The organism is Mesorhizobium sp. M0621 (genome assembly GCF_040320745.1).
In the GTDB taxonomy this organism is placed as follows: Bacteria; Pseudomonadota; Alphaproteobacteria; order Rhizobiales; family Rhizobiaceae; genus Mesorhizobium.
The window spans coordinates 1-19,206 of record NZ_JAMYQF010000009.1 but is presented as its reverse complement, the minus strand read 5'-3'; the positions used below and the strand labels follow the sequence as shown (position 1 = coordinate 19,206).

General features: G+C 58.3%; 25 protein-coding genes. 13 read left to right on the top strand and 12 right to left on the bottom strand.

Annotated features, from left to right (window positions below):
* Position 1 precedes the first annotated feature (1 nt).
* The 7 genes from NKI38_RS08750 to NKI38_RS08720 all read right to left on the bottom strand — a co-directional run bounded on the left by NKI38_RS08750 (position 2) and on the right by NKI38_RS08720 (position 7,973).
* A complete protein-coding gene (locus NKI38_RS08750; RefSeq protein WP_352632257.1) occupies positions 2 to 604 on the bottom strand; it encodes an ANTAR domain-containing response regulator in 603 nt (200 codons plus the stop codon).
* 415 nt (positions 605 to 1,019) lie between these two features.
* Positions 1,020 to 2,333, bottom strand: a complete 1,314-nt coding sequence (locus NKI38_RS08745; RefSeq protein WP_352656717.1) for an extracellular solute-binding protein — start codon at positions 2,331 to 2,333, stop codon at positions 1,020 to 1,022.
* Positions 2,334 to 2,432: 99 nt separating this feature from the next.
* Positions 2,433 to 3,281, bottom strand: coding sequence for a carbohydrate ABC transporter permease (locus NKI38_RS08740; protein ID WP_352656481.1), 849 nt, complete (start codon positions 3,279 to 3,281; stop codon positions 2,433 to 2,435).
* The gene (locus NKI38_RS08735) at positions 3,278 to 4,195 is read right to left on the bottom strand and encodes a carbohydrate ABC transporter permease (RefSeq protein WP_502899278.1); all 918 of its coding nucleotides are present in this window, start codon (positions 4,193 to 4,195) and stop codon (positions 3,278 to 3,280) included. The genes NKI38_RS08740 and NKI38_RS08735 overlap by 4 nt, the downstream gene beginning before the upstream one ends.
* 19 nt (positions 4,196 to 4,214) lie before the next feature.
* A complete protein-coding gene (locus NKI38_RS08730; RefSeq protein WP_352656477.1) occupies positions 4,215 to 5,306 on the bottom strand; it encodes an ABC transporter ATP-binding protein in 1,092 nt (363 codons plus the stop codon).
* Between the two features lie 45 nt (positions 5,307 to 5,351).
* Positions 5,352 to 6,863, bottom strand: a complete 1,512-nt coding sequence (gene arfA / locus NKI38_RS08725) for an arabinosylfuranosidase ArfA (protein WP_352656475.1) — start codon at positions 6,861 to 6,863, stop codon at positions 5,352 to 5,354.
* A gap of 183 nt (positions 6,864 to 7,046) precedes the next feature.
* Positions 7,047 to 7,973 carry an ArsR/SmtB family transcription factor gene (locus NKI38_RS08720; RefSeq protein WP_352656473.1) on the bottom strand — a complete coding sequence of 309 codons (927 nt, stop codon included), beginning with the start codon at positions 7,971 to 7,973 and terminating at the stop codon, positions 7,047 to 7,049.
* Between the two features lie 157 nt (positions 7,974 to 8,130).
* Between NKI38_RS08720 and NKI38_RS08715 the strand changes: the two genes are divergently transcribed.
* Entirely contained in the window at positions 8,131 to 8,265 is a 135-nt protein-coding gene (locus tag NKI38_RS08715; protein ID WP_352656471.1) for a hypothetical protein, read from the top strand.
* A gap of 320 nt (positions 8,266 to 8,585) precedes the next feature.
* Here NKI38_RS08715 and NKI38_RS08710 read toward each other — a convergent pair whose 3' ends face one another.
* A complete protein-coding gene (locus NKI38_RS08710; protein ID WP_352656469.1) occupies positions 8,586 to 9,329 on the bottom strand; it encodes a carboxymuconolactone decarboxylase family protein in 744 nt (247 codons plus the stop codon).
* A 25-nt stretch (positions 9,330 to 9,354) separates the two neighbouring features.
* Here NKI38_RS08710 and NKI38_RS08705 point away from each other — a divergent pair, with 25 nt between their 5' ends.
* The gene (locus NKI38_RS08705; RefSeq protein ID WP_352656467.1) at positions 9,355 to 9,528 is read left to right on the top strand and encodes a carboxymuconolactone decarboxylase family protein; all 174 of its coding nucleotides are present in this window, start codon (positions 9,355 to 9,357) and stop codon (positions 9,526 to 9,528) included.
* Positions 9,529 to 9,653: 125 nt separating this feature from the next.
* On the top strand, positions 9,654 to 11,390 hold the full coding sequence (locus NKI38_RS08700) for an adenylate/guanylate cyclase domain-containing protein (protein ID WP_352656465.1): 1,737 nt from the start codon (positions 9,654 to 9,656) through the stop codon (positions 11,388 to 11,390).
* Positions 11,391 to 11,605: 215 nt separating this feature from the next.
* Here NKI38_RS08700 and NKI38_RS08695 read toward each other — a convergent pair whose 3' ends face one another.
* Complete coding sequence (locus NKI38_RS08695) at positions 11,606 to 12,286, bottom strand: redoxin family protein (protein ID WP_352656463.1); 681 nt, start codon at positions 12,284 to 12,286, stop codon at positions 11,606 to 11,608.
* Between the two features lie 1,055 nt (positions 12,287 to 13,341).
* Between NKI38_RS08695 and NKI38_RS08690 the strand changes: the two genes are divergently transcribed.
* The 5 genes from NKI38_RS08690 (at position 13,342) to NKI38_RS08670 (ending at position 15,156) form a co-directional block, all read left to right on the top strand.
* Positions 13,342 to 13,626, top strand: a complete 285-nt coding sequence (locus NKI38_RS08690; RefSeq protein ID WP_352656461.1) for a hypothetical protein — start codon at positions 13,342 to 13,344, stop codon at positions 13,624 to 13,626.
* Between the two features lie 121 nt (positions 13,627 to 13,747).
* Positions 13,748 to 14,191, top strand: coding sequence for a Ros/MucR family transcriptional regulator (locus NKI38_RS08685; RefSeq protein ID WP_352656459.1), 444 nt, complete (start codon positions 13,748 to 13,750; stop codon positions 14,189 to 14,191).
* Complete coding sequence (locus NKI38_RS08680) at positions 14,188 to 14,478, top strand: hypothetical protein (RefSeq protein WP_352656457.1); 291 nt, start codon at positions 14,188 to 14,190, stop codon at positions 14,476 to 14,478. The genes NKI38_RS08685 and NKI38_RS08680 overlap by 4 nt, the downstream gene beginning before the upstream one ends.
* 215 nt (positions 14,479 to 14,693) lie before the next feature.
* Entirely contained in the window at positions 14,694 to 14,828 is a 135-nt protein-coding gene (locus tag NKI38_RS08675) for a YHYH domain-containing protein (protein ID WP_352656455.1), read from the top strand.
* A gap of 67 nt (positions 14,829 to 14,895) precedes the next feature.
* On the top strand, positions 14,896 to 15,156 hold the full coding sequence (locus NKI38_RS08670; RefSeq protein WP_352656453.1) for a hypothetical protein: 261 nt from the start codon (positions 14,896 to 14,898) through the stop codon (positions 15,154 to 15,156).
* Positions 15,157 to 15,522: 366 nt separating this feature from the next.
* Here NKI38_RS08670 and NKI38_RS08665 read toward each other — a convergent pair whose 3' ends face one another.
* Both NKI38_RS08665 and NKI38_RS08660 read right to left on the bottom strand, forming a co-directional pair.
* Positions 15,523 to 15,813, bottom strand: a complete 291-nt coding sequence (locus NKI38_RS08665) for a hypothetical protein (protein WP_352656451.1) — start codon at positions 15,811 to 15,813, stop codon at positions 15,523 to 15,525.
* Positions 15,810 to 16,103, bottom strand: coding sequence for a hypothetical protein (locus NKI38_RS08660; protein ID WP_352656449.1), 294 nt, complete (start codon positions 16,101 to 16,103; stop codon positions 15,810 to 15,812). Before NKI38_RS08660 ends, NKI38_RS08665 begins: the two co-directional genes overlap by 4 nt.
* Before the next feature lie 94 nt (positions 16,104 to 16,197).
* On the opposite strand from NKI38_RS08660, the gene NKI38_RS08655 reads away from it, so the two are divergent.
* A complete protein-coding gene (locus NKI38_RS08655) occupies positions 16,198 to 16,476 on the top strand; it encodes a hypothetical protein (RefSeq protein ID WP_352656447.1) in 279 nt (92 codons plus the stop codon).
* A gap of 10 nt (positions 16,477 to 16,486) precedes the next feature.
* Positions 16,487 to 17,179, top strand: a complete 693-nt coding sequence (locus NKI38_RS08650; protein WP_352656445.1) for an SOS response-associated peptidase — start codon at positions 16,487 to 16,489, stop codon at positions 17,177 to 17,179.
* Positions 17,180 to 17,409: 230 nt separating this feature from the next.
* Here NKI38_RS08650 and NKI38_RS08645 read toward each other — a convergent pair whose 3' ends face one another.
* Complete coding sequence (locus tag NKI38_RS08645; RefSeq protein WP_352656443.1) at positions 17,410 to 17,673, bottom strand: PilZ domain-containing protein; 264 nt, start codon at positions 17,671 to 17,673, stop codon at positions 17,410 to 17,412.
* Between the two features lie 238 nt (positions 17,674 to 17,911).
* Between NKI38_RS08645 and NKI38_RS08640 the strand changes: the two genes are divergently transcribed.
* The 3 genes from NKI38_RS08640 to NKI38_RS08630 form a co-directional block, all read left to right on the top strand.
* Complete coding sequence (locus tag NKI38_RS08640; protein ID WP_352656442.1) at positions 17,912 to 18,310, top strand: DUF1330 domain-containing protein; 399 nt, start codon at positions 17,912 to 17,914, stop codon at positions 18,308 to 18,310.
* On the top strand, positions 18,307 to 18,525 hold the full coding sequence (locus NKI38_RS08635) for a hypothetical protein (protein ID WP_352656440.1): 219 nt from the start codon (positions 18,307 to 18,309) through the stop codon (positions 18,523 to 18,525). The genes NKI38_RS08640 and NKI38_RS08635 overlap by 4 nt, the downstream gene beginning before the upstream one ends.
* 337 nt (positions 18,526 to 18,862) lie before the next feature.
* On the top strand, positions 18,863 to 19,206 hold a 344-nt coding region (locus tag NKI38_RS08630), incomplete at its 3' end, for a transposase (protein WP_352656438.1).

Sequence of the window (19,206 nt, the reverse complement as noted above, 5' to 3'; positions counted from 1 at the left end):
TTCATTCGTCCTCTGCCGATCCCAGCAGCCCGGCAGCGGTCACCAGGCTCTGGGCGATATCGCCGATCTTGCGGTTCTGGTTCATCGCCGTCTTGCGCAGCAGCGTGTAGGCGGCCTCTTCGGAGAGGCCGCGCGACTTCATCAGGATGCCCTTGGCGCGATCGATCACCTTGCGGCTCTCGAGTTCGCCGCGAACCTCTTCCAGTTCGCGCGCCATGCGCGAGAAGGCATTGAAGCGGCTGACAGCCATGTCAAGGATCGGCTTGACGCGCTCTTGCCGCAGACCGTCGACGACATAGGCCGAAACGCCGGCGTCGACCGCCGCCTCGATCGAGGCCTGGTCGGAACGGTCGACGAACATGGCGATCGGCCGCTTCACCGCGCGCGACAGCTGGAACATGTTCTCCAGCATGTCGCGGTTCGGATTTTCGAGATCGATGACGATGACGTCGGGCTCGATCTCGGCGATCCGCCGCGCAATGCCGGTCACGTCATGGATGACGGTGACCCGCTCATGGCCGGCCTCGCGCAACCCCGCCTCGATGATCGCGGCGCGGATGCGGTTTTCGTCGATCACCAGGACGGCGAGTGCGGTTCGGACCATGCCTGTATTGTGACCAAGCGAAAGAATTGTGCAATGCAGTATGGTTGAACAACCCCGACATTCGCTGACCGCGACGATGAGAAACGCGGTTCGAATACTCGCCTGTCCTCGGTCGCCGAGCCGACGAAGGCTGTCGACAGAGATTCTACAATTTTCTTAGAAAATGCATTCACAAGGCATAATAGTGACATGATCGACAGCCTCTGCAGGTCGGGCCGGTTTTCGCCTACGAATCCATGATGTCGCTGTGGGGCGCGCTGACCGGCCACGCAAGCGTCTATCTCCTGCCTTCTCACGACAGTTGCGGACGTCGGCGCTGCGATCGTTCGACGGTCTCACTTCATCACGTGACAGAAAATGCCCCACGACTGTTTTCCAGCCGCGGGGCATCGGGAGAATCCCGGGAAACCTGCGGTCAAATGTTGGCGAGCAATTCGTTGACGCGGCTTTCCATGTCGGCGAGCGCGGCATCGACGTCCTTTTGGCCGGTGATTGCGGCGCTCATTTCCTCGCCGACAATGTCCTGGATCGCAAACTGGCGCTGCACCGCGGACGGCAGCGGTCTGCCGAGATCGGCGACCGCGGCGATCGTGTTGCGATGCGGCAGGGCCTTGAAGGCATCCGAGGTGATGATGGCCTTGTATGCCGGCAGGTGACCTGTGCGCGACCATTCGAAGTCGTTGTCCGCGAAGAACTTCAGGAACTTGCCGATCGCTGCCGTCTGTTCAGGCGTGCGGTCCTTTTGGGAGACCGCCCAGGTGTGACCGTCGGCATATTGCACATGGGCGCCGCCAAACAACTGCGGATATGGGTAGACCGCATAGCCGCCTTTGTTCAGCGCTGTGCCCGCGGTTTCGGATTGGGCATTGTTGTCGCCGACAACCCACGTTCCGTTAAGCTGGACGCCACCGTCACCAGCAAGGAAGGCATTGATCGCCCCGCCGTAATCGAGATCCTTGGTGGTGTAATCCTTGTCGAAGATCGCCTTGTACATCTCGACGACCTTCTTGGCTTCCGGCGTATTCAGCTTGACGTGCTTTGGATCGGCAAAGAAGTCGGAATCCTGTTGAAAGAGATAGGTGTAGAGATTGCGCGTGTAGAGTGCCGTCTCATTGGCCAGGTTCTGAACGAAGTAGGGCTTGCCGGTCTTCTGCTTGAACTGTTCGGCCTGAGCGAGCAATTCCTCGGGCGACTTCGGAAGCATCGGCGTGCCGTCGGCATTGACGAGCCCGGCCTGTTTGAAGAGATCCATGTTGATGTGATAAAGCATCGTCCAGCTATCGATCGGCAGGCCGTAGATCTTGCCGTCTTTGGTGGCGCCGTTACGCGCTGCATCGGTAAAGGCTTCAGGCGTGACGCCGACGGACTTCAAGAGATCGTCGAGCGGCATCAACAGCCCCTTGGACTGGTAGTCCGACAGCGCGGATTCATGGATGGTGACGATGTCCGGGGCATCGCCCGAAGCGAATTGCGCGGTCAACTGGTCATAGCCCGGCCATTCCACGGTGCTGACGCTGACATGCACGTCGGGATTGTCGGCGTTGAACTTGTTGATGAGCGAGGTGATGATACCGCATTCACCAACTGCCTTGGTGACATCGGTGTTGGTGCCGAAATCGGCATCGCAGGCACCGAAAAAGCGCTGTACCGTCAGCTCCGTTGCTGCAAAGCCTGGGCTTGCTAGCATCATTACCCCCGCGGAGACCGCGGCAAACAGTATTTTCTGCATTTTCATGTCAGTTCCTCCTACTGAGTTCAGCCACTCCACCCTGGACTGGCCTCATGCTTCAATCGCTGCGGCACACTCCCCCGCTGCCGGGCAATCTCGTTATCGCACCGCCGCGCCGGAGACGGCCGTGACGATGTATTTCTGGAAAAAGAGGTAGACGATCAGGATCGGCGCGCCGGCGAACACCGCCTGCGCCATCAGGAAGCCGATGCCTTCGGACTGGGCGAAATTGGTCTGCGTCGAGGCCATGCCGACTGTCAGCGTGTACATGTCCTTCCTGGTTGCCGAGATCAGCGGCCACAAATAGTCATTCCACGCGCCAAGGAAGGTGAAGATGCCAAGCGTTGCCTGTGCGGGCACAGTGAGCGGCAGCAGCACCTTCCAGAAAATCCTGAACCGGCTGGCATTGTCCAGCATGGCGGCTTCGTCCAGCTCCTTCGGGATGGCCTTGAAATATTGGGTCATCAGGAAGACGCCGAACGAAGCCGACAGGCCCGGGAGGATGAGCCCGTGATAGGTGTTGTGAAACTTCAGTATGCTGAAGATCTGATGGCGGGCGACAAGCACGGCCTGTTCCGGAACCGCCAGACCGAAGAGCACGATCACGAACAGGATGTTTTTGCCGGGGAAGTTCAGACGTGCAAACCCGTAGCCGGCGAGCGACGACAGGATCAGCGTGCCGAGTGTCAGTCCGCCCGAGACGATGATGCTGTTGAACACCCAGACGAATACCGACGAGGTACCGATGGTGTTGATGTAGTTCTTGAGCGTGTAGGGCGCGTGAAACACCGAATTCGGATCGGCCATCAGCTCGGCATTTTCCTTCAGCGACAGGCCGATGACCCACAGAACCGGCGCGATCATCACGATCGAAAGCAGGATGACGAGGGCCAGCAACACGCGGTCGCCAAACGCCCGCCCCTTGATGGAAGTGGCTGAAGCTCTCATGCCCGGTCCGCCTTGTTGCGTGTAACGAGGTATTGGGCCATGGCCGCGATCAGGATGAGGATGAACAGGATTTCCGACGCGGCAGCACCCAGGCCCAGATCCCAGCGCCGGAATGCGGTGTCGTAGATGTAGAGCACGATCGGCTTGGTCAGGTTGTTCGGGCCGCCGCGTGTCATCAGCCAGGCCTGGCCGAACAGCTGGAATTGCAACACGATCTGGATGATGATCACCAGGATGAAGGTGCGCTTGATCGACGGCAGCGTGATCGAGCGCAACGTCTGCCAGCGATTGGCGTTGTCCAGCGCCGCTGCTTCATAAATATCTTGCGGGATCTGCTGCAGGGCCGAGAGAAAGAGCATCATCGGCAGACCGATGCACCACCAGACAGTGGCAATGGCGATGCCGATCATCGCAAGGCTTGGATCGGAAATGAAAGCCGGAGCGGTGGCGCCGAACCATCCGTAGACCGTCGACAACAGGCCGACATTCGGAATGAAGACGATGCGCCAGATCAGTGTGACGATGGTGACCGACAGCACCGAGGAGGAAAAGAACAGGGTCCGCAGCACCGCTGCAGTGCGGGTGCGGCGATTGAGACAAAGCGCGAGAAAGAGGCCGATCAGCGCCAGCGTCGGCACTGTCAGAAGGACGAAGTAAAAGGTGTTCCAGACCGATTGCAGGAAGACCTTGTCGTGGAACAGTCTGACATAGTTACCGAGCCCGACGAAATTTCCGGACGAGAACGTGTCGGCCTTGTGGAAGCTCAGCCACATCCCCCAGAGAAGCGGGAAGACGAGCAGGGTCGTGAAGAAGAACAGGAACGGCGCGACGAAAATGAAGTTTCGCCATTGCGGCGCGTAGATATCGACGCTGGGAGCCCTGACGCTCGCGGCCGGCGTCGCGGTTTGCGGCATCGTCAGCCGGTCGGCCATATCAGGCCTCCCCTGCGTGCCAGGCGCGGCCGTTCTTGTTGAACAGATGCGATTTCTGGCCGTTGAAAGCGAGCCCGACCTTGTGGCCGACGGCGACGCGGCTGTTGCCGACATCCGAGCCGACAATCTGCTGGCCGTCGCCAAGCCGGGCATAGACCAGGGTGCGTTCGCCGAGCCGCTCGAGCACATCGACCATGCCATCGGCATTGCCCTGTCCGGCGGCAACAATGCGAACATCTTCCGAACGGATGCCGAATGTGTATTCGCCGTCGGCCAACTGGCTGGAGGCGATCTCGGTCTGAACCGACATACCGTCCGCAAACCTGGCCGTGGCGTTCTCGGCCGATCTGTCGAGTGTCGCCTCGACAAAATTCATCGCCGGTGCACCGACGAAGCCCGCGACGAATTTGGTCGCGGGGCGTTCGTAGATCTCCATGGGAGTGCCGATCTGTTCGATCCTGCGGTTGTTCATGACGACGATGCGGTCGGCGAGCGTCATCGCCTCGACCTGATCATGGGTGACGAAGATCATCGTCGATTGCAGCCGCTGGTGAAGCTGAGCGAGTTCGATGCGGGTGCGGGTCCGCAAGGCCGCATCGAGATTGGAAAGCGGCTCGTCGAACAGGAAGGCCTTCGGTTCTTTGACGATCGCGCGGCCGATGGCGACACGCTGGCGCTGGCCGCCCGAGAGCTGGCCGGGCTTGCGTTCGAGCAGGTGCGGCATTTCGAGGATGCGGGCGGCTTCGTTTATCCGTGCGTCGACGACCTCGCGTGACATGCCGATGTTTTCAAGCCCGAAGGCCATGTTGTCGCGCACGCTCATATGCGGATAGAGCGCATAGGACTGGAACACCATGGCTATGCCGCGCTTGCCCGGCGGCAGATGGTCGATACGCTCATTGTTGATGGCGATCTCGCCGCTGTCGACGGTTTCGAGGCCGGCGATCATGCGCAGAAGCGTCGATTTCCCGCAGCCGGACGGTCCAAGAAACACAATGAATTCGCGTGCTTTGATGGAGAGCGACAGATCCTCCAACACCGTCATGGCACCGAAGTGCTTGTTCACATTCCTGATCTCGATATCGGCCGTCACGTCTACGCTCCTCCTCGCGCATGCACTTTCGACAATCCGCTGAAATCAGAGCTTCAGACGGATCATCTGGTAGGAATAGGCCGGCAGCGACAGGCTCAGCCTGCCGTCCGCAACCGAGGCGCCCGTCCCCCTCCTGGGACCGACATTACCGGGGTTCTCGGCCGAATTGACGGCTTTGAGATCCGCGTGTGCCATCAACTGGTGATCAACGATGTCAGCCGCGCCGAAACCGCTGATGTCGATCACGGTTTCGATAGCCTCGCTCGAATGACGGTTGACGGCGAAGAAAGTGACATGCCCGGTTTGCGTGTCATGCACGCCGGTGACGTCTACATAGGAAACGTCAGCCGCGACGGTGGACTTGTAGGTCGGGCATTCCACCTTGAGATCCAGCGCATTGCCGCGGCCGTAGATCGAGGCAAAGAGATAGGGATAGAATATCGTCTGACGCCATGCCGGGCCATTGGGAACCGTCATGATCGGCGCGATGACGTTGACCAGTTGCGCCATGCACGCGATCTTGACCACGTCGGAGCGACGGATGAAGGTGTTGAGGATCAAGCCGACCTGCAACACGTCCTCAAAATTGTAGATATCCTCGAGCAGCGGCGGGGCAAAGGGCCATCCGTCGTTGCCGCCAAGGATCTTCTTGTCCTGCTCCTTGGAATGGTACCAGACGTTCCATTCATCGAACGAGATGTAGACCTGCTTGGCTGAGCGCTTCTTGGCCTTGATATAGTCGATGACGCCGGCGACCGAGACGATGTAGTCGTCGAGCTTCTCGTTCATGGCGAGATAGTTCGGCGCGTCATTGGCTTCGTTGTCGAAATACATGTGCAGCGAGATGTAGTCGACCTCGTTGTAGGTGTGGTCGAGAACGGTCGCTTCCCATTCGGGATAGGTCGGCATCCTGGCATTCGAAGAACCGCAGACCACGAGTTCCAGCGACTTGGAAAAGGCGCGCATGGCCTTGGCGGTCTCATGGGCCAGGCGGCCATACTCGTCGGCGGTCTTGTGGCCGATCTGCCAGGGCCCGTCCATTTCGTTGCCGAGGCACCAGAGCTTGACGTCGAAGGGGTCCTTGCGGCCATTGGCGATGCGCCTGTCGCTCCACTCGCTGCCACCGGGATGATTGGTGTATTCCAGAAAATTGCGGGCTTCATCGAGGCCACGCGAACCGAGATTGACGGCAAGCATCATCTCGGTGTTGGCGGAGGCGCACCAGTCGGCAAATTCGTGCAGGCCGACTTCGTTGCTTTCCGAGGTGTGCCAGGCGAGGTCGAGGCGCACCGGACGCTCCTCCTTGGGGCCGACGCCATCTTCCCAATTGTAGGCGGACACGAAATTGCCGCCGGGATAGCGGACGATCGGAACATTGAGTTCCCTGACCAGATCGATGACGTCCTGACGCATGCCATTGGCATCTGCCGTCGGATGGCCCGGCTCATAGATGCCGGTGTAAACCGCACGCCCGAGATGCTCGATAAAGGATCCATAGAGCCTCGGATCGATTTTCGAGACAACATAGCGCGGATGCGCCGTGACGGCTGCCTTCATGCATTCCTCCCTTAATATCACAAATGATGATTTAAATCACCTTGTTCGATATCAAAGGGGACCAGCGCCCATTCGTCAAGCTAAAAACAGCCAAATGTCTGACAATTGAACGTCAGCTTCTACCATTTATTGGGGCAAGCACCTGAAATTGCCGCGTTATTTTTGAAACCCGGTTTGATGATATCAACCGGTTTTGATCCTGAGCAGGATGTCCTGATCGTAATTTCCAAATCCCTTGCCGAAAATATTGATCCCACCAGGGCGCTTGGCGTCGTCCTTGACGCCGATACGGATGCGGATCGAATGATGGCCCTTCAGGTCGAGGACAGCGAGGCTGGTTTCGGAAATCCTGACGCCGTCCACATAGGTGCCGTCGGCGGAAATTCGCCAATTCTTCAGCTTGCCATATTGCGAGCCCTTGAGCTTCCACCAGGACGGCGTGAAGACGCCGCGCTTATCGCCGAAATCGCCAGGCGACGTCCAGGTGCCGACATCGACGCCATTGATTGTCAGTGTAATGTCGGAGGGCCAGTCGGCGCTGGTGCCGGGCACCTCCGAGGATAGTTCAATTGCCACTTCGAGTTCGCTGATTTCGGCATTGGCGAGCTTGGCATTGTTAGGGAACTGGTATTCGACAAAGCCACGTGTGAACCACAGCAGCCCGGCTTTCAGACGGTCTGGGTCGAGGAAAGTGTTCGGCACATCAAGCAGACCGATGATGCCATCCGGCGAACACAGACCGCATGGCGCCGTCACCTCGAAATCGGTGTAAAGTCCGATCGGCATCGACACTTCGATCGCATTGTTCTTGACCGCACGATATTCGCTCTTGAACACCACGAGCACTTCTTCGGCGGTCGGATAACAGATCTTCTGACTGCCTTTCTTCGCCTTCTGGTTCTCGGTGCGGATCAGACCCGCATCCTCGAGCACCTGGATGTTGGTCGAGACCGTCGATTGCGGCAGCGACAGCACGGCGGCGATGTCGTTGACATTCATCGGGCCCTTCTCATGCAGCAGTTTCAGCATGGAAATGCGCGCCGAAGAGGCCAGCCCCTTGAGCACGGCAATGCCTTCCTCAGGTTCGATCACCAGAAAATTGCGACTCATGGAATTGCCAGTCTATTCGAAATTCATATCCGAAATTACCTTGTATATCTGAGTATCTGATTTAATCAATGCGCTGACCGAACCCGTGTCATTTATTGATCGGAACTGCGCAGTGTTCGGTGCGGACCACGCGTCGCGCCGATCCTGGGATGGCGCAATGCCGATCTCACAGGCCTTGCCCGCCGCCATCTACGGAGCTGCCTTCGGAGCCACTTGCACGATGCACCAGCGCATCATGTCCCTCGACAACCAGATGCTCAACAAGGACGCGGTTTCCGACTCAGCTTTGTGAACCCGTGAACGACACCACACCCAGGATTGGACGCTTGATGAACGACACCCCCGAAACGCTGGCACCGGACTCGCTGGGACCAACCGTGACGATTGGGCGCTAGCTGCGGCGTCTCAGCCAAGCGTTGCCCACGAGACGGCGCTAGCCCACTGAAGTGTCGTGACTATTCTGAGACGAAAACCCCGAAGAAAAACGGCGGGACTGGATGGTGGGCCCGGAGGACGTATTAAAACCATTGATTTTGTTGAGTTATTCGTGGGCCAAAATCAGAAATCTTCCCGTATCGTTCCGTATCGTCCCGCACTCTCGTACAGGCGACTTTAGCTGACCTCAATGCCTCCTTCGCAGCACGAGCGGCCCGTTCGGAGCCATTCCGGGATGACCGCATTGGGCCGAAAAGAGACCGTCCGCTTGGCCAATAAACCGGACTTAAGTGAGATTTGGACACACAGTTTGGGTTCGAATCTCGCCCGGTGGACCGAAAACGAATAGAGAACTGCGTTCGCTATAGCCTTCCCAAAAAGGACATCTGAACCAGTGCTGCGCGTCCCCGAGTGCCGTATGTCGGCGCACGGCCCTTTGGAGCATTGATACGCCACCGCCGCCGTTGCGGACCACCTCGCGCTCCAAATGTGAAGGACATATTGTATGAGGTCCTCATGTTCGAAGTGAGCGATTGCTGCCGCGCGTGAGATGCGGTCTAAAAAACCTTTGCGCGAGAAAATCTCGCCATAGGAATGTTCGACGATCATGCGCCAGAGGTCCAGTGCGATATCGTCAAAACTACGGACCACGGCATCCCCTGACCCTGAAGCGGCCGAGCTTTTGGCAAGCAGAGCCTTCCCTCGCTCCAATCGATCCGTCCGATTTTCCGTAACGACGGGCGTGGGGATGTCGACCTGAAGCGGCTGGACGCCAAGCGCGAGGACGCTCCGGGCGACCGAGAATGCGTTCAGGGCGGCCGGAAATCCACTGTAGACGCTGAGTTGGATGAAGATATCGATGATCTCTTCGCGCGTGACGCCATTGGAAAGGGCGCCGGCTAGATGAAGGCGAAGCGCCATCGGTTCCGCGACAACGGAAACCCCTTTGCGCGTTCACATCAACGCCGCCTTGAAAGTTGGAGCAAGCCGGGAAGAGATCATCGAAACGTTGGTCAATCTCGCCCCCTATATCGGCTATCCAGCGACGCAGCAGGCGATCCGCATCGCTGCGGAAGAGTTCGCCAAGAGCAACCCGTCCTCGCGACCGCGAAGTGAATGATCGACCCACGTGGCGCGATCACTTCAGGTAGCGGCTTGCCGATCGAGCTTCCAAGTCAGCCTGATAGACTTTTGAAATGGGCGGCATACAATCCATTTTTCTGCTTTCAATGAAAGCAAAGCGAAATGTCCGAAGTACGCGCCCAGCGCCGTCTCGCCGCCATATTGGCCGCTGACGTGGTGGGCTACAGTCGACTTCTGGACCTGGACGAGCAAGGAACATTGGCCGCGTTAAGGCGGCGGCGGAAGGAGATCCTCGAACCACTGGTCCGCGACCGTCACGGCCGTGTCGTAAAAGTGATGGGTGATGGCGTTCTGGTCGAGTTCGGAAGCGCGGTGAACGCGGTGTCATGCGCGGTCGAACTTCAGAAGCGAATGGCGGCCGCGAACGAGGGTTTGGCCGTCGACCGGCAAATCAACCTGCACATCGGCATCAATCTGGGCGATGTCGTTGTCGAGGACGGCGATCTGTTCGGCGATGGCGTCATTGTCGCAGTGCGGCTTCAGGCAATGGCCGGGGCAGGAGATATCTGTGTCTCCGGCAGCGTCTACGACCAAGTCAAGCGGAAGCTTGATTGCGGCTTCGACGAACTCGGTCCGCAAGCGATCAAGAACGTCACCGAACCGGTGTCCGTCTACCGGATTCGGTTGTTGACCGCGTCGGAAGATGGCGGGCCGGCGGAGAAAGCGCCGCTGCCGCTCCCCGCCAAGCCCTCCATTGCCGTCCTTCCCTTTACGAACATGAGCAACGATCCGGAGCAGGAGGCTTTTGTCGACGGCCTCACCGAAGATCTGATCACGGATCTGTCGAGGACCAGCGAGCTGTTCGTCATCGCCAGCAACTCGGCTTTTGCATACAAGGGCAGGCACGTGGATGTGCGTCGCATCGCACGCGAATTGGGAGTGCGCCATCTTCTGGAGGGTAGCGCACGGCGGGCAGCTGGACGGGTACGTATCAACGCCCAACTGATCGACGCGATCGCGGGTGATCACCTTTGGGCCGAAAGATTCGACCGGAGCCTTGAAGATATCTTCGCCGTTCAGGATGAGGTGACCGGCAAGATTGTCGAGGCTCTGGTGGGTCGCCTAATCGCCGCGCCGGCGCGCAACAGACCGAGCAACCTGGAGTCCTATGATCTATGTGTGCGTGCACGGGCCTTGGGCCTGCAAACGGCGCTCACCGCGAAAGAAGCCATTTTCCTGCTGAACCGGGCAATCGCGCTCGATCCGGAATATGCGGAGGCGCATCGTTGGCTGGCACTCAACCTCTGGCTGGGCTGGGAGTTCTGGGACGAACCGATGGATCCCAATCGCGCAAGTGCGCTTGCCGAAGCACAGCAGGCGGTCGAACTCGACCCGAATGACGCTGGGAACCGATGGGTATTGGGCGTTATATTAGGACATGAGGGTCGGTGGGCGGAATCGGATGCCGAATTCGCCGCCGCCCACAAGCTGGATCCCAACCACGCCGACGCATGGGCGATGCAGGCTGAACTGACGACCGAAAACGGCCGGCCTGCCGAAGCCATAGAGCAGGTGCGCAAGGCGCTGCGACTCAACCCTCACCCGCCCGGTTGGTATTACTGGATGTTGGGCCAGGCTCAGTATGCCATCGGTGACTACGAATCCGCGGTTCAAACATTGCGGAGACCCGAAACTTATCGCACGACTTCACGACGCCTGCTTGCGGCAAGCCTTGCGCGACTTGGCCGTTTGGAGGAGGCGCGCTGGGAGGCGGAAATGTTCTTGATAAGCAATCCGCACTTCACAATCCGGCATTGGTCAGCTTCGCAGCCTTTCCCGGCCGAAGACGTGCGGCGGCATATCGTGGAAGGCTATCGCATGGCGGGGCTGCCAGAATGACTGTCATAGCTATGCCGTCGGGGCCGCAGTGGATAGGCGTCTCGAGGCTGCCGCATCAGCGAATATTTGGTCTCTGCTGCCGGAAATTCGTCATATCGAGACTTGAACATGGCCAGTGAAGACTTTCGGCACCGGAAATCACGACGCGAGGATCGCCCGGCCCTGATTACGCTCATGGACGCGGCGATCTCTGAACTCCAAAACCCCTTTTTAGATTAGTGTGCGACTTGGAAAGCTGCCGCCATCAATTCTTTGGGATTTGGAGCCCGGCATACATTCTGGCCTTCCTCTTCAGCTTCCGTGAAGCTCCAGCGCACAATGCCTTCCCGATCGAGCAAGAACTCGCCGACAAGCGGCATGTGACCGGCGATCATAATCTGCCGGTCGGCCTCCGTAATTTCGTACCCGTCCTTTTTCTCAAGAAAGTCGCCCGCCGCAGCCGGATTCATCGGCTCGGGCAGCTCCCCCGGCAGATCGATCCGCATTGTCATGACCGCGTCCATTCCGAGCTTGTGCGGCCATTCGGTTTCATTCTCCGTGAGCTCGAGGATGGGTAAACCGAAGGCGCGGTGTGAAGCGCCCGCCGGGTCGGATGCGCTAAGAAGATCGGGTAGCGGATGGTAACGGAAGTAGAGCCGCGCACGTTCGACCGGCGTCTTGACCACTGCGAGACATTCTATGCCTTTCTCCTTCAGGGCCGGATTGAGCTGCGCCATCACCGCGACATGGCGCCGGCAGAATGGACAATGCAGGCCTCGAAACAAACCGACCAGTAACGGGCTACGCCCTCGAAAATCGTCGAGCGCGATCTTGCCTTCGCGCGAGATCGCGTCGAGCACAATATTCGGTGCCCGGTCGCCCGGCTGCAGCGGCCGGTCGATACTACTCGTGGACATGGACAACCTCCTCGCCCCCGATCAGTCACAAAAGGCAGCACACCCAGCGTTTCGGAGTTGAGCCCGTGCTTGGGCGCATAACTTCTTGCGCCAGGCAAAATGGCTTTCGGCCTCTGCCATTGCAGAGGTCGATTAAGCGTCGCAACACCATCTTAGCACGGAAAAATCATCTGCGGGTCGCCCGTTTCTCGCGCTGTCTCAAGCGCCTCTATAGTAGATAGAGCTAACCGCCAGCACCGGCCTTGCCAAACATGTCGGCCAGCGTGGTCGTTTGGGAAGTCGGCTTTCAGGAAGCGCCAAAGGCAGCCCGAATGGCCGCTATTGGGCGCAAAGCGGCCGTCTACACTCGATGCCTGCTAAACCGCGGGAAACCAAATCTACTTTCCCGTTTCGTCCATAAGCCCCAGCAATTCGGGCTGAGGTGCGACCCAGAAAGTTCGAAAAACTAGACGCCTCGATGGACAATGAGGGTCACGGGCATCCCGGCGAACATACCGCATGCAAGTGGTCAATATCGTCGGCAGAAGAGCGTTCGAAAAGGCTCTCGGCGCTTACGTCGTGGGAACGAAAAAAGAAGAGAAGCAGAACTTTCGTGTGCGATTTTGGCACACAACGTCTCGCAACTAGGTGATTTTATTTAGCTATCTGTCCAATCCATCACGGTACGCTAGAAGAGGGCGAGGCTGAATCGCGTTGGCAGCCTGGGCGCGAAAATGGTTCGATACGGCCCGTCCGATCCTTCTCGCCACGCGAGATATCTACGCGAAAGCCGCTGGACGTCGCCTGCTGCTGGCTATTGCTCTCTCCATTGATGATGGTGGTCATGTTCATTGTGCTCACTTCTTGTTCCGTCAATGCCGAAGGCGTGTCTCTCGGCATGCCTTCCGGCCGCGCGAACTCCCGGGAGTGATGGCGGCCGATGCCGGGGCGCGCGGAGCGCGGCAGCGCGGTCGAGCGAAGCGGGCAATGCCTATAGAGGGGGATTTGCTCCCAGTTGGCCGCTTTGCGAGCCGGCGGCCCAGCACTGCATAGGCGGTAATGAGCGCGAGGGATTTATGGTCGTCCGCGCAATCGTTCGCGACTTTCTGAAGCCAGCAAGGGTGATTATGCGCGACCAGAAAAGCTATTGCGGCATCCTTGTCGACAACAACAATCGTAAGCCACTGGGCCGACTGTGGTTCAACAGAACCGTCAAATATCTCGGACTTTTTGACGGTGAGAAGGAAGAGAAAGTCAAGATCGACTCGCTCGGCGAAATCTATGACTACGCCGATCGCCTGCGCGCTACAGCGGAGGAATACCTAGCGGGTGCAATCGCCGTGGCCTCTGCCGCCCCGTGACTTCAACGGAGGCTGCATCGTTAATCTCGTTATGGTAGACGGCCGGCACGAGCGTTATGATGTTGCCCGGTCGGTCGTCAATCAATAGAGAGGATGATTAGTCAATCGTAAGGACCGACACATGACCAACGAAGCCGACCGCAATCCCGCCGAACTTGCCGAACTAACCGCCGATGTTGTTGCCGCTTATGTCAGCAACAACCCCGTCCCAGTCGGCGAATTGCCAGGTCTCATCGCGTCGATCCACGCCTCACTGTGCGGCCTTAGCCATCTGATAGCACCACCAGCCGCAGAGCTGGTCCCGGCGGTCAACCCAAAGAAGTCGGTTTTCCCAGACTACATCGTTAGCTTGGAAGACGGCCGCAAATTCAAGTCGATGAAACGCCACCTGGGTCTGTTGGGCATGACCCCAGACGCATACCGCGCCAAGTGGAGCTTGCCACGAGACTACCCGATGGTGGCCCCGACTTATGCCGCACAGCGCTCGCAATTGGCCAAAGCCATTGGTCTCGGTCGCAAAGCGGCACCCGCCAAGAAGGCACCCTCAAAGCGAAAGGCAAAGTGACCCGCGCATCGATCGCAGAAGAGCTTGAGAGTGCTGCCGACCGCATCGCGGATTTATCGCGGCCGGATATGCAAATCGTCCTTCGCCGCGCTGCGTTGATGCTCCGGAACGTCTCTGGTGTGCCGCTGGAGCCGGCCACGGAAGACGCACTGAACTCCATCGCTGCCGAAATGAAGATCGGCCGGTCGAATCTTATTCAAATCGTCCTGCGTGAGTGGCTGGAAACGAACGCCTATCTGCCAGTCCGGATGATTGATGAGGAAAGCGAGACGGATGGAAGTACTTAGGCTTCCGTGATCACACCATAACCCCGCCCCGATGAATCGGCGATGTATGCGGCGCGGCGGACCTGATGTCCGCTTGGCCGACGCTGAAAAGCCTACCCAGCCCCCCTACCTTGGCGCCGGCCACCTTTCCTCATGCCGAACACGAGAAGCGTTCCCTTGGCGTTGTGCTGACCTGCCAATAGTGCTTTGGTGTCGACATTACTTGGGAGGGCAATATGAAAACAGTGATTCTGGCTGCTTTGACCGCTTTGACAATGGCTCTTGTGTCCGATGGCTATGCGCATAGCGGCGGCACGGATAGCAACGGGTGCCACACGAACCACAAGACCGGCGAATATCATTGTCACTAGTTCTTTAGTACCTTGTGGACCGCCAGCGGCTGCTACCTGTCGGGGATTGAAGATGAGAATTCGAACGATGGCCCATTTGTCGGCCGTGGCGCTTACGCTGGCGCTCGCCACTCCGTGCCTTGCGCAGCAGACATTCGGGGGAAATGACTGCACGGAAGATTGTTCTGGTCACAAGGCGGGCTATAACTGGGCCGAGCAGAACCAAATTTCCAGCGAAAGCGACTGCAGCTCAAACAGCCAGTCATTCAATGAAGGCTGCCAAACGTTCGTCGAAGATCCGTCTCGCGGTTCGGGTGAAGACGATGAAGGTGAAGAGATTGAGGACTGAGTACGCCCTCACCTCTCCGTCAGTATCGAGTTGAGACTGAACCTCGGATGTCCCATTGTCTGACGAGCCGTTAGCGCTTCTTCGGCTTCGACGTAATCTCTTCAACCTGCACCTTGTCGCCAATCTCTTTCGCCATCGCCAAGGCCTTGGCCTTGTCCTTCGTGGTCAGGACCGTGCGCCAGTGGCTTCTCGAACACGCTGACGACGTAGGTGGGCGGCTGGTCTATCATCGCATCTCCTGTGCAATTGAAGCCCGCGCCTCTGTGGGAGAGCGCGGGCCGATCGGAGGGGGCTCCGATCTTCAGCAGGCGATGGAGAGCAAACCTGCCGACAAGCAGGAACTTTTAGAGACTGCTAATGTTCCGGCTATTTGGTCGAATCGAAAGTCGGCTTCCAGTCACGGTTTCGCTCCCGCTGCTGGCCTTCGTAATGAGGAATGCATGTAAAGAACACCGGCCGGCGGTCGCGGCCCGCAGCCTTGCAATCCGAGCAGCCAAAGAGCCCGACCAAGTCCCAATGCATCGATCCGTGACCTGACCCGAGCCGATTGATCAGCGCCTGGATGTCGAGCTTAGTCGACTTGCAGCACATGGCATGCCCGCAATTTACATAGACGGTTTCGCGGGCGGCCAACGTGTCAGCGAGGGTCTTGGTCATCCTCTGAAGCGCTCGGTGTACCAAGTGATCTTGCCGTCGATCTTCATTGGTTTGTGGATCATCAGGCGCTTGGGCAAATGTTCGGGGTGCACCTCCAGAAGCGTGATCTTGACCTGAGGCTTGCAGCGGCCGCAATCGAACTTCAACGTCTGCGGATCGACGCCGCCGCCGTAGACCATCATCAAATCGGCCGATCGGCAGTAGCGAATATTACCGCAACTGCACTCTGCCTTCACAAGCATGTTGTGCCGGGTCGCTTTGCCCAGCGTGTCGATCGGTTCGTGCGCCATTACCATAAATGAGGAACATATTCCTAGGTAGTCAAGGGGCTCTTGACTCTTAGGTTCTCATTTTGTTCACTGTCGGCAAATTGGAGATAGACCCATGAAACCGATCACCGCCACTGAGTCCGAGCAGCCCGAGATATACGCCACAGTAATGAAGGAGATGCCGGCCATACATCGGGCCGTCAGCAAGATGGCCAAGCAAATGCGTGGCCTCTCCGATGTCAGTCAGAAGCAAGCGATAACCGAACTGACGACTGTTTGGATCTTGGCTATCTATCCGGAAAACCTCGAACTGGCCCTGTCACTTTCAGACGCCATGCGCCATCAGGTCGACATTCATCTGAGAGAAAGCAAGAAGGCCCGCGCACGTCATTGATGGCCTAGCCATGTGCGGCCGCTACACCAGATATCTGACCTGGTCCGAAATCCACCGGCTCTATCGGCTAACGGCGCCGGCTGAGACCGGGCGCAACGACGCCCCTCGCTACAACATCGCCCCGACTGAGGAAGTCCCATTCGTCACCGCCGGCGAAGACGGCAATCATAAGCTCCGTGAGGGCCGCTGGTGGCTCGTGCCGTTCTGGGCGAAAGAAATGCCCAAGGCGGCCATGTTCAACGCCAGGATCGAAGGCGTCGACACCGCGCCGGCATTCCGCGATGCGTTCAAGTCGAAGCGGTGCTTGATCCCGGCTGACGGCTTCTACGAGTGGACCATCTCTCCTGCGGACGGCAAGAAAGACCCTTGGCACATCTACCAGCCCGACCATGCGCCGTTCTCATTCGCCGGCCTGTGGGCCTACAATTCCAATCTCGACATCACCAGTTGCACGATCATCACCGAGCCGGCCGGAGAGCCGATGAAGAACCTGCACGATCGGCAACCAGTCATTCTCGACCGGGCTTACTATGACGCTTGGCTGGACCCCACGACGCCGAAGGACGGCCTAAGGGATATCCTCAGCCACGACATTGACGGCCAATTGCAGTTCAATCGCGTCGGCCGGGAGGTCAACGCGACGGTTGTCAACAAGCTGCCCAACGACCACCCTGCCTTGGTCGGGCCGATCAACCCGCTATGAGCGACGACCCGCTGAGGCTCGCGGAAGGCATGACGCCAGCGCCGCGCGAGCGGTCGCGGATCGAAAACCATGTTTGTGAATTTGCCAGATGTGGCATGCGTGCTCCGTTCGGATTTGCCAAGCCACGACAAGAGCCCTTGACTCAGAAAGAGAACGCCAGACGGAAGCGCAGTTAGCAATTACTCGCGCGATGATCCGAGCCGGCAAGCCACAGTGATGGGTCTCCTCGCTCAATAAATCTGAATGCCAAGCCGCTCGTTTTTCCTCCACCGCACCACGGCACGATATTCGACACCTTCTGCATGGACGTGCAGAACGAACCGATCAGGCACAACCACGCCGGGATCTACTCGTAGCTCCGCACCATGAGCGTGTTGATTTCTGACAGAGCAAGCGACCTTCATACCTTCTGTGATGATAGTTCCATCCTTAAGGACAGGCATGCGGAGATGCGAACGTCGTTCAATTGGTGGATCATCGGAGTTGCCGCTCATCTCATCATTCCTCGCGAAAATCCTGCAGCGAAGCGTGCCGCAGGTCATCACCTTCGGTGCCGGTCCGGATGCTACGTTTGCCCGTCACCTGAAGACAACAGGAGAGCGGCCTAACCGCGCACTCGGCTAGTATAAATATGCATTCGTGCTAATGTAATCGAGACCTGAAAACGCCATGCGCGGCTGGCGTCCTAGGGCTAAGCTGGGAGTTCGCCTCCGCTAGCGTGAGGGAGCACAAATGGCCGCCTATCTGATCGCGGATGTAGACATAAAAGACGCTGCCGAGTTCGAGGAATACCGGCGGGATGTGCCTGCCACCGAAGCGCGTTACGGTGGCCGATACCTGGGTCGTAGCGGTGCGACTAAGGTTTTGGAAGGTGATTGGGAGCCGCACCGTTTGGTTATTATCGAATTCCCCGACATGGCGTCATTGATGGGCTGGTACAATTCACCGGAATACGCCCGCCTTATCGAAATTCGCAAGCGTTGCGCCAGCACCAGGATCATCGCGCTTGAGGGATCGCAACCAATGCATGACGATGTCGTGATTTCACCGTCACCGTCATCAGACAGAAGCCGGTCGTCTTTAGTGCTCACCTGGCGCGATTGCTGTTTTTTGGGGACGGCGCGCAAATGACCGACGACATCTATAAGCAGGCGTACCGCGAGGGCGGAGTCGAAGCTGTCAATGCACTTCTGAAAGAGCTATTTCCCGATATGTCGGAGCGGGTCCGAGCAACCGAGGCCATGGAGAAAACAGGGTTTTGGGAGATCGACTGGCACTACAGCTCCAGAAATTCGGATGGGCGCGATCTGGGGCGGGTGAAGGCATATCTAGGCTACAACGACTAGACCATCTTCACCGTCATCGAATCGAGGCTTCCAATCTGGTTGCGCTCCTTGCGATTTGTACAAATCGTACATCGCATTGAACGCTGTGCAGGACGGTCCTATAAATTCGCGATTGTCCTCATATTGCGGGGAGGCAATGCGATGGATAGCGAGATACCGACGGCAAGGATCATCCCTGCATCGAAGTGGTCGAAGCCTGCGGCGAATGGTTCGTCCGCGTGGTCGAGGAAGACCAGGAACTAACCCGGATATCTCACACAGTTGAAGTGCATCGGGGCTCCGAATCAAGGAAAATGCTTCTGCGACAAAGACTTACCTTGAGCAGAGGTATTCCCCGATGCAAACAGAGTGTACACCGGAACGGTTTGATTTTGCACCTGTTGAAAGGCGCGCCGTCGTAGTCGGTTTTGACGGTGGAACGATCACCTCCGATGCCGGCGCGCTTCTGCTGGGGCTGACGGACCGGGCGATCGGGCTGGTCGGCCGCTTTGCCCGCTGCTTCGTGGATGCCCGCCGTCCGGCACTGATCGAGCATGAGGTGAAGACGCTGGTCGGCCAGCGCGTCTTGGCGCTGGCGCTTGGCTATGAGGACCTGAACGACCATGACGAGTTGCGCCATGACCCGGTGCTGGCGGTGCTGGCCGGCAAGCTCACGGCGCGCCGTCACAAGAAATGCGCGGC

Bases quoted from the DNA above. Each gene is read 5' to 3' on its own strand.
- NKI38_RS08745 (WP_352656717.1), bottom strand. From the start codon at position 2,333: ATGCAGAAAATACTGTTTGCCGCGGTCTCCGCGGGGGTAATGATGCTA.
- NKI38_RS08645 (WP_352656443.1), bottom strand. From the start codon at position 17,673: ATGAGCGGCAACTCCGATGATCCACCAATTGAACGACGTTCGCATCTC.
- NKI38_RS08735 (WP_502899278.1), bottom strand. From the start codon at position 4,195: ATGCCGCAAACCGCGACGCCGGCCGCGAGCGTCAGGGCTCCCAGCGTC.
- NKI38_RS08710 (WP_352656469.1), bottom strand. From the start codon at position 9,329: ATGGCGCTTCGCCTTCATCTAGCCGGCGCCCTTTCCAATGGCGTCACG.
- NKI38_RS08685 (WP_352656459.1), top strand. From the start codon at position 13,748: ATGACCAACGAAGCCGACCGCAATCCCGCCGAACTTGCCGAACTAACC.
- NKI38_RS08640 (WP_352656442.1), top strand. From the start codon at position 17,912: ATGGCCGCCTATCTGATCGCGGATGTAGACATAAAAGACGCTGCCGAG.
- NKI38_RS08695 (WP_352656463.1), bottom strand. From the start codon at position 12,286: ATGTCCACGAGTAGTATCGACCGGCCGCTGCAGCCGGGCGACCGGGCA.
- NKI38_RS08660 (WP_352656449.1), bottom strand. From the start codon at position 16,103: ATGGCGCACGAACCGATCGACACGCTGGGCAAAGCGACCCGGCACAAC.
- NKI38_RS08655 (WP_352656447.1), top strand. From the start codon at position 16,198: ATGAAACCGATCACCGCCACTGAGTCCGAGCAGCCCGAGATATACGCC.
- NKI38_RS08650 (WP_352656445.1), top strand. From the start codon at position 16,487: ATGTGCGGCCGCTACACCAGATATCTGACCTGGTCCGAAATCCACCGG.
- NKI38_RS08715 (WP_352656471.1), top strand. From the start codon at position 8,131: ATGCCGATCTCACAGGCCTTGCCCGCCGCCATCTACGGAGCTGCCTTC.
- NKI38_RS08670 (WP_352656453.1), top strand. From the start codon at position 14,896: ATGGCCCATTTGTCGGCCGTGGCGCTTACGCTGGCGCTCGCCACTCCG.
- NKI38_RS08690 (WP_352656461.1), top strand. From the start codon at position 13,342: ATGGTCGTCCGCGCAATCGTTCGCGACTTTCTGAAGCCAGCAAGGGTG.
- NKI38_RS08675 (WP_352656455.1), top strand. From the start codon at position 14,694: ATGAAAACAGTGATTCTGGCTGCTTTGACCGCTTTGACAATGGCTCTT.
- NKI38_RS08740 (WP_352656481.1), bottom strand. From the start codon at position 3,281: ATGAGAGCTTCAGCCACTTCCATCAAGGGGCGGGCGTTTGGCGACCGC.
- NKI38_RS08720 (WP_352656473.1), bottom strand. From the start codon at position 7,973: ATGAGTCGCAATTTTCTGGTGATCGAACCTGAGGAAGGCATTGCCGTG.
- NKI38_RS08750 (WP_352632257.1), bottom strand. From the start codon at position 604: ATGGTCCGAACCGCACTCGCCGTCCTGGTGATCGACGAAAACCGCATC.
- arfA (WP_352656475.1), bottom strand. From the start codon at position 6,863: ATGAAGGCAGCCGTCACGGCGCATCCGCGCTATGTTGTCTCGAAAATC.
- NKI38_RS08635 (WP_352656440.1), top strand. From the start codon at position 18,307: ATGACCGACGACATCTATAAGCAGGCGTACCGCGAGGGCGGAGTCGAA.
- NKI38_RS08665 (WP_352656451.1), bottom strand. From the start codon at position 15,813: ATGACCAAGACCCTCGCTGACACGTTGGCCGCCCGCGAAACCGTCTAT.
- NKI38_RS08700 (WP_352656465.1), top strand. From the start codon at position 9,654: ATGTCCGAAGTACGCGCCCAGCGCCGTCTCGCCGCCATATTGGCCGCT.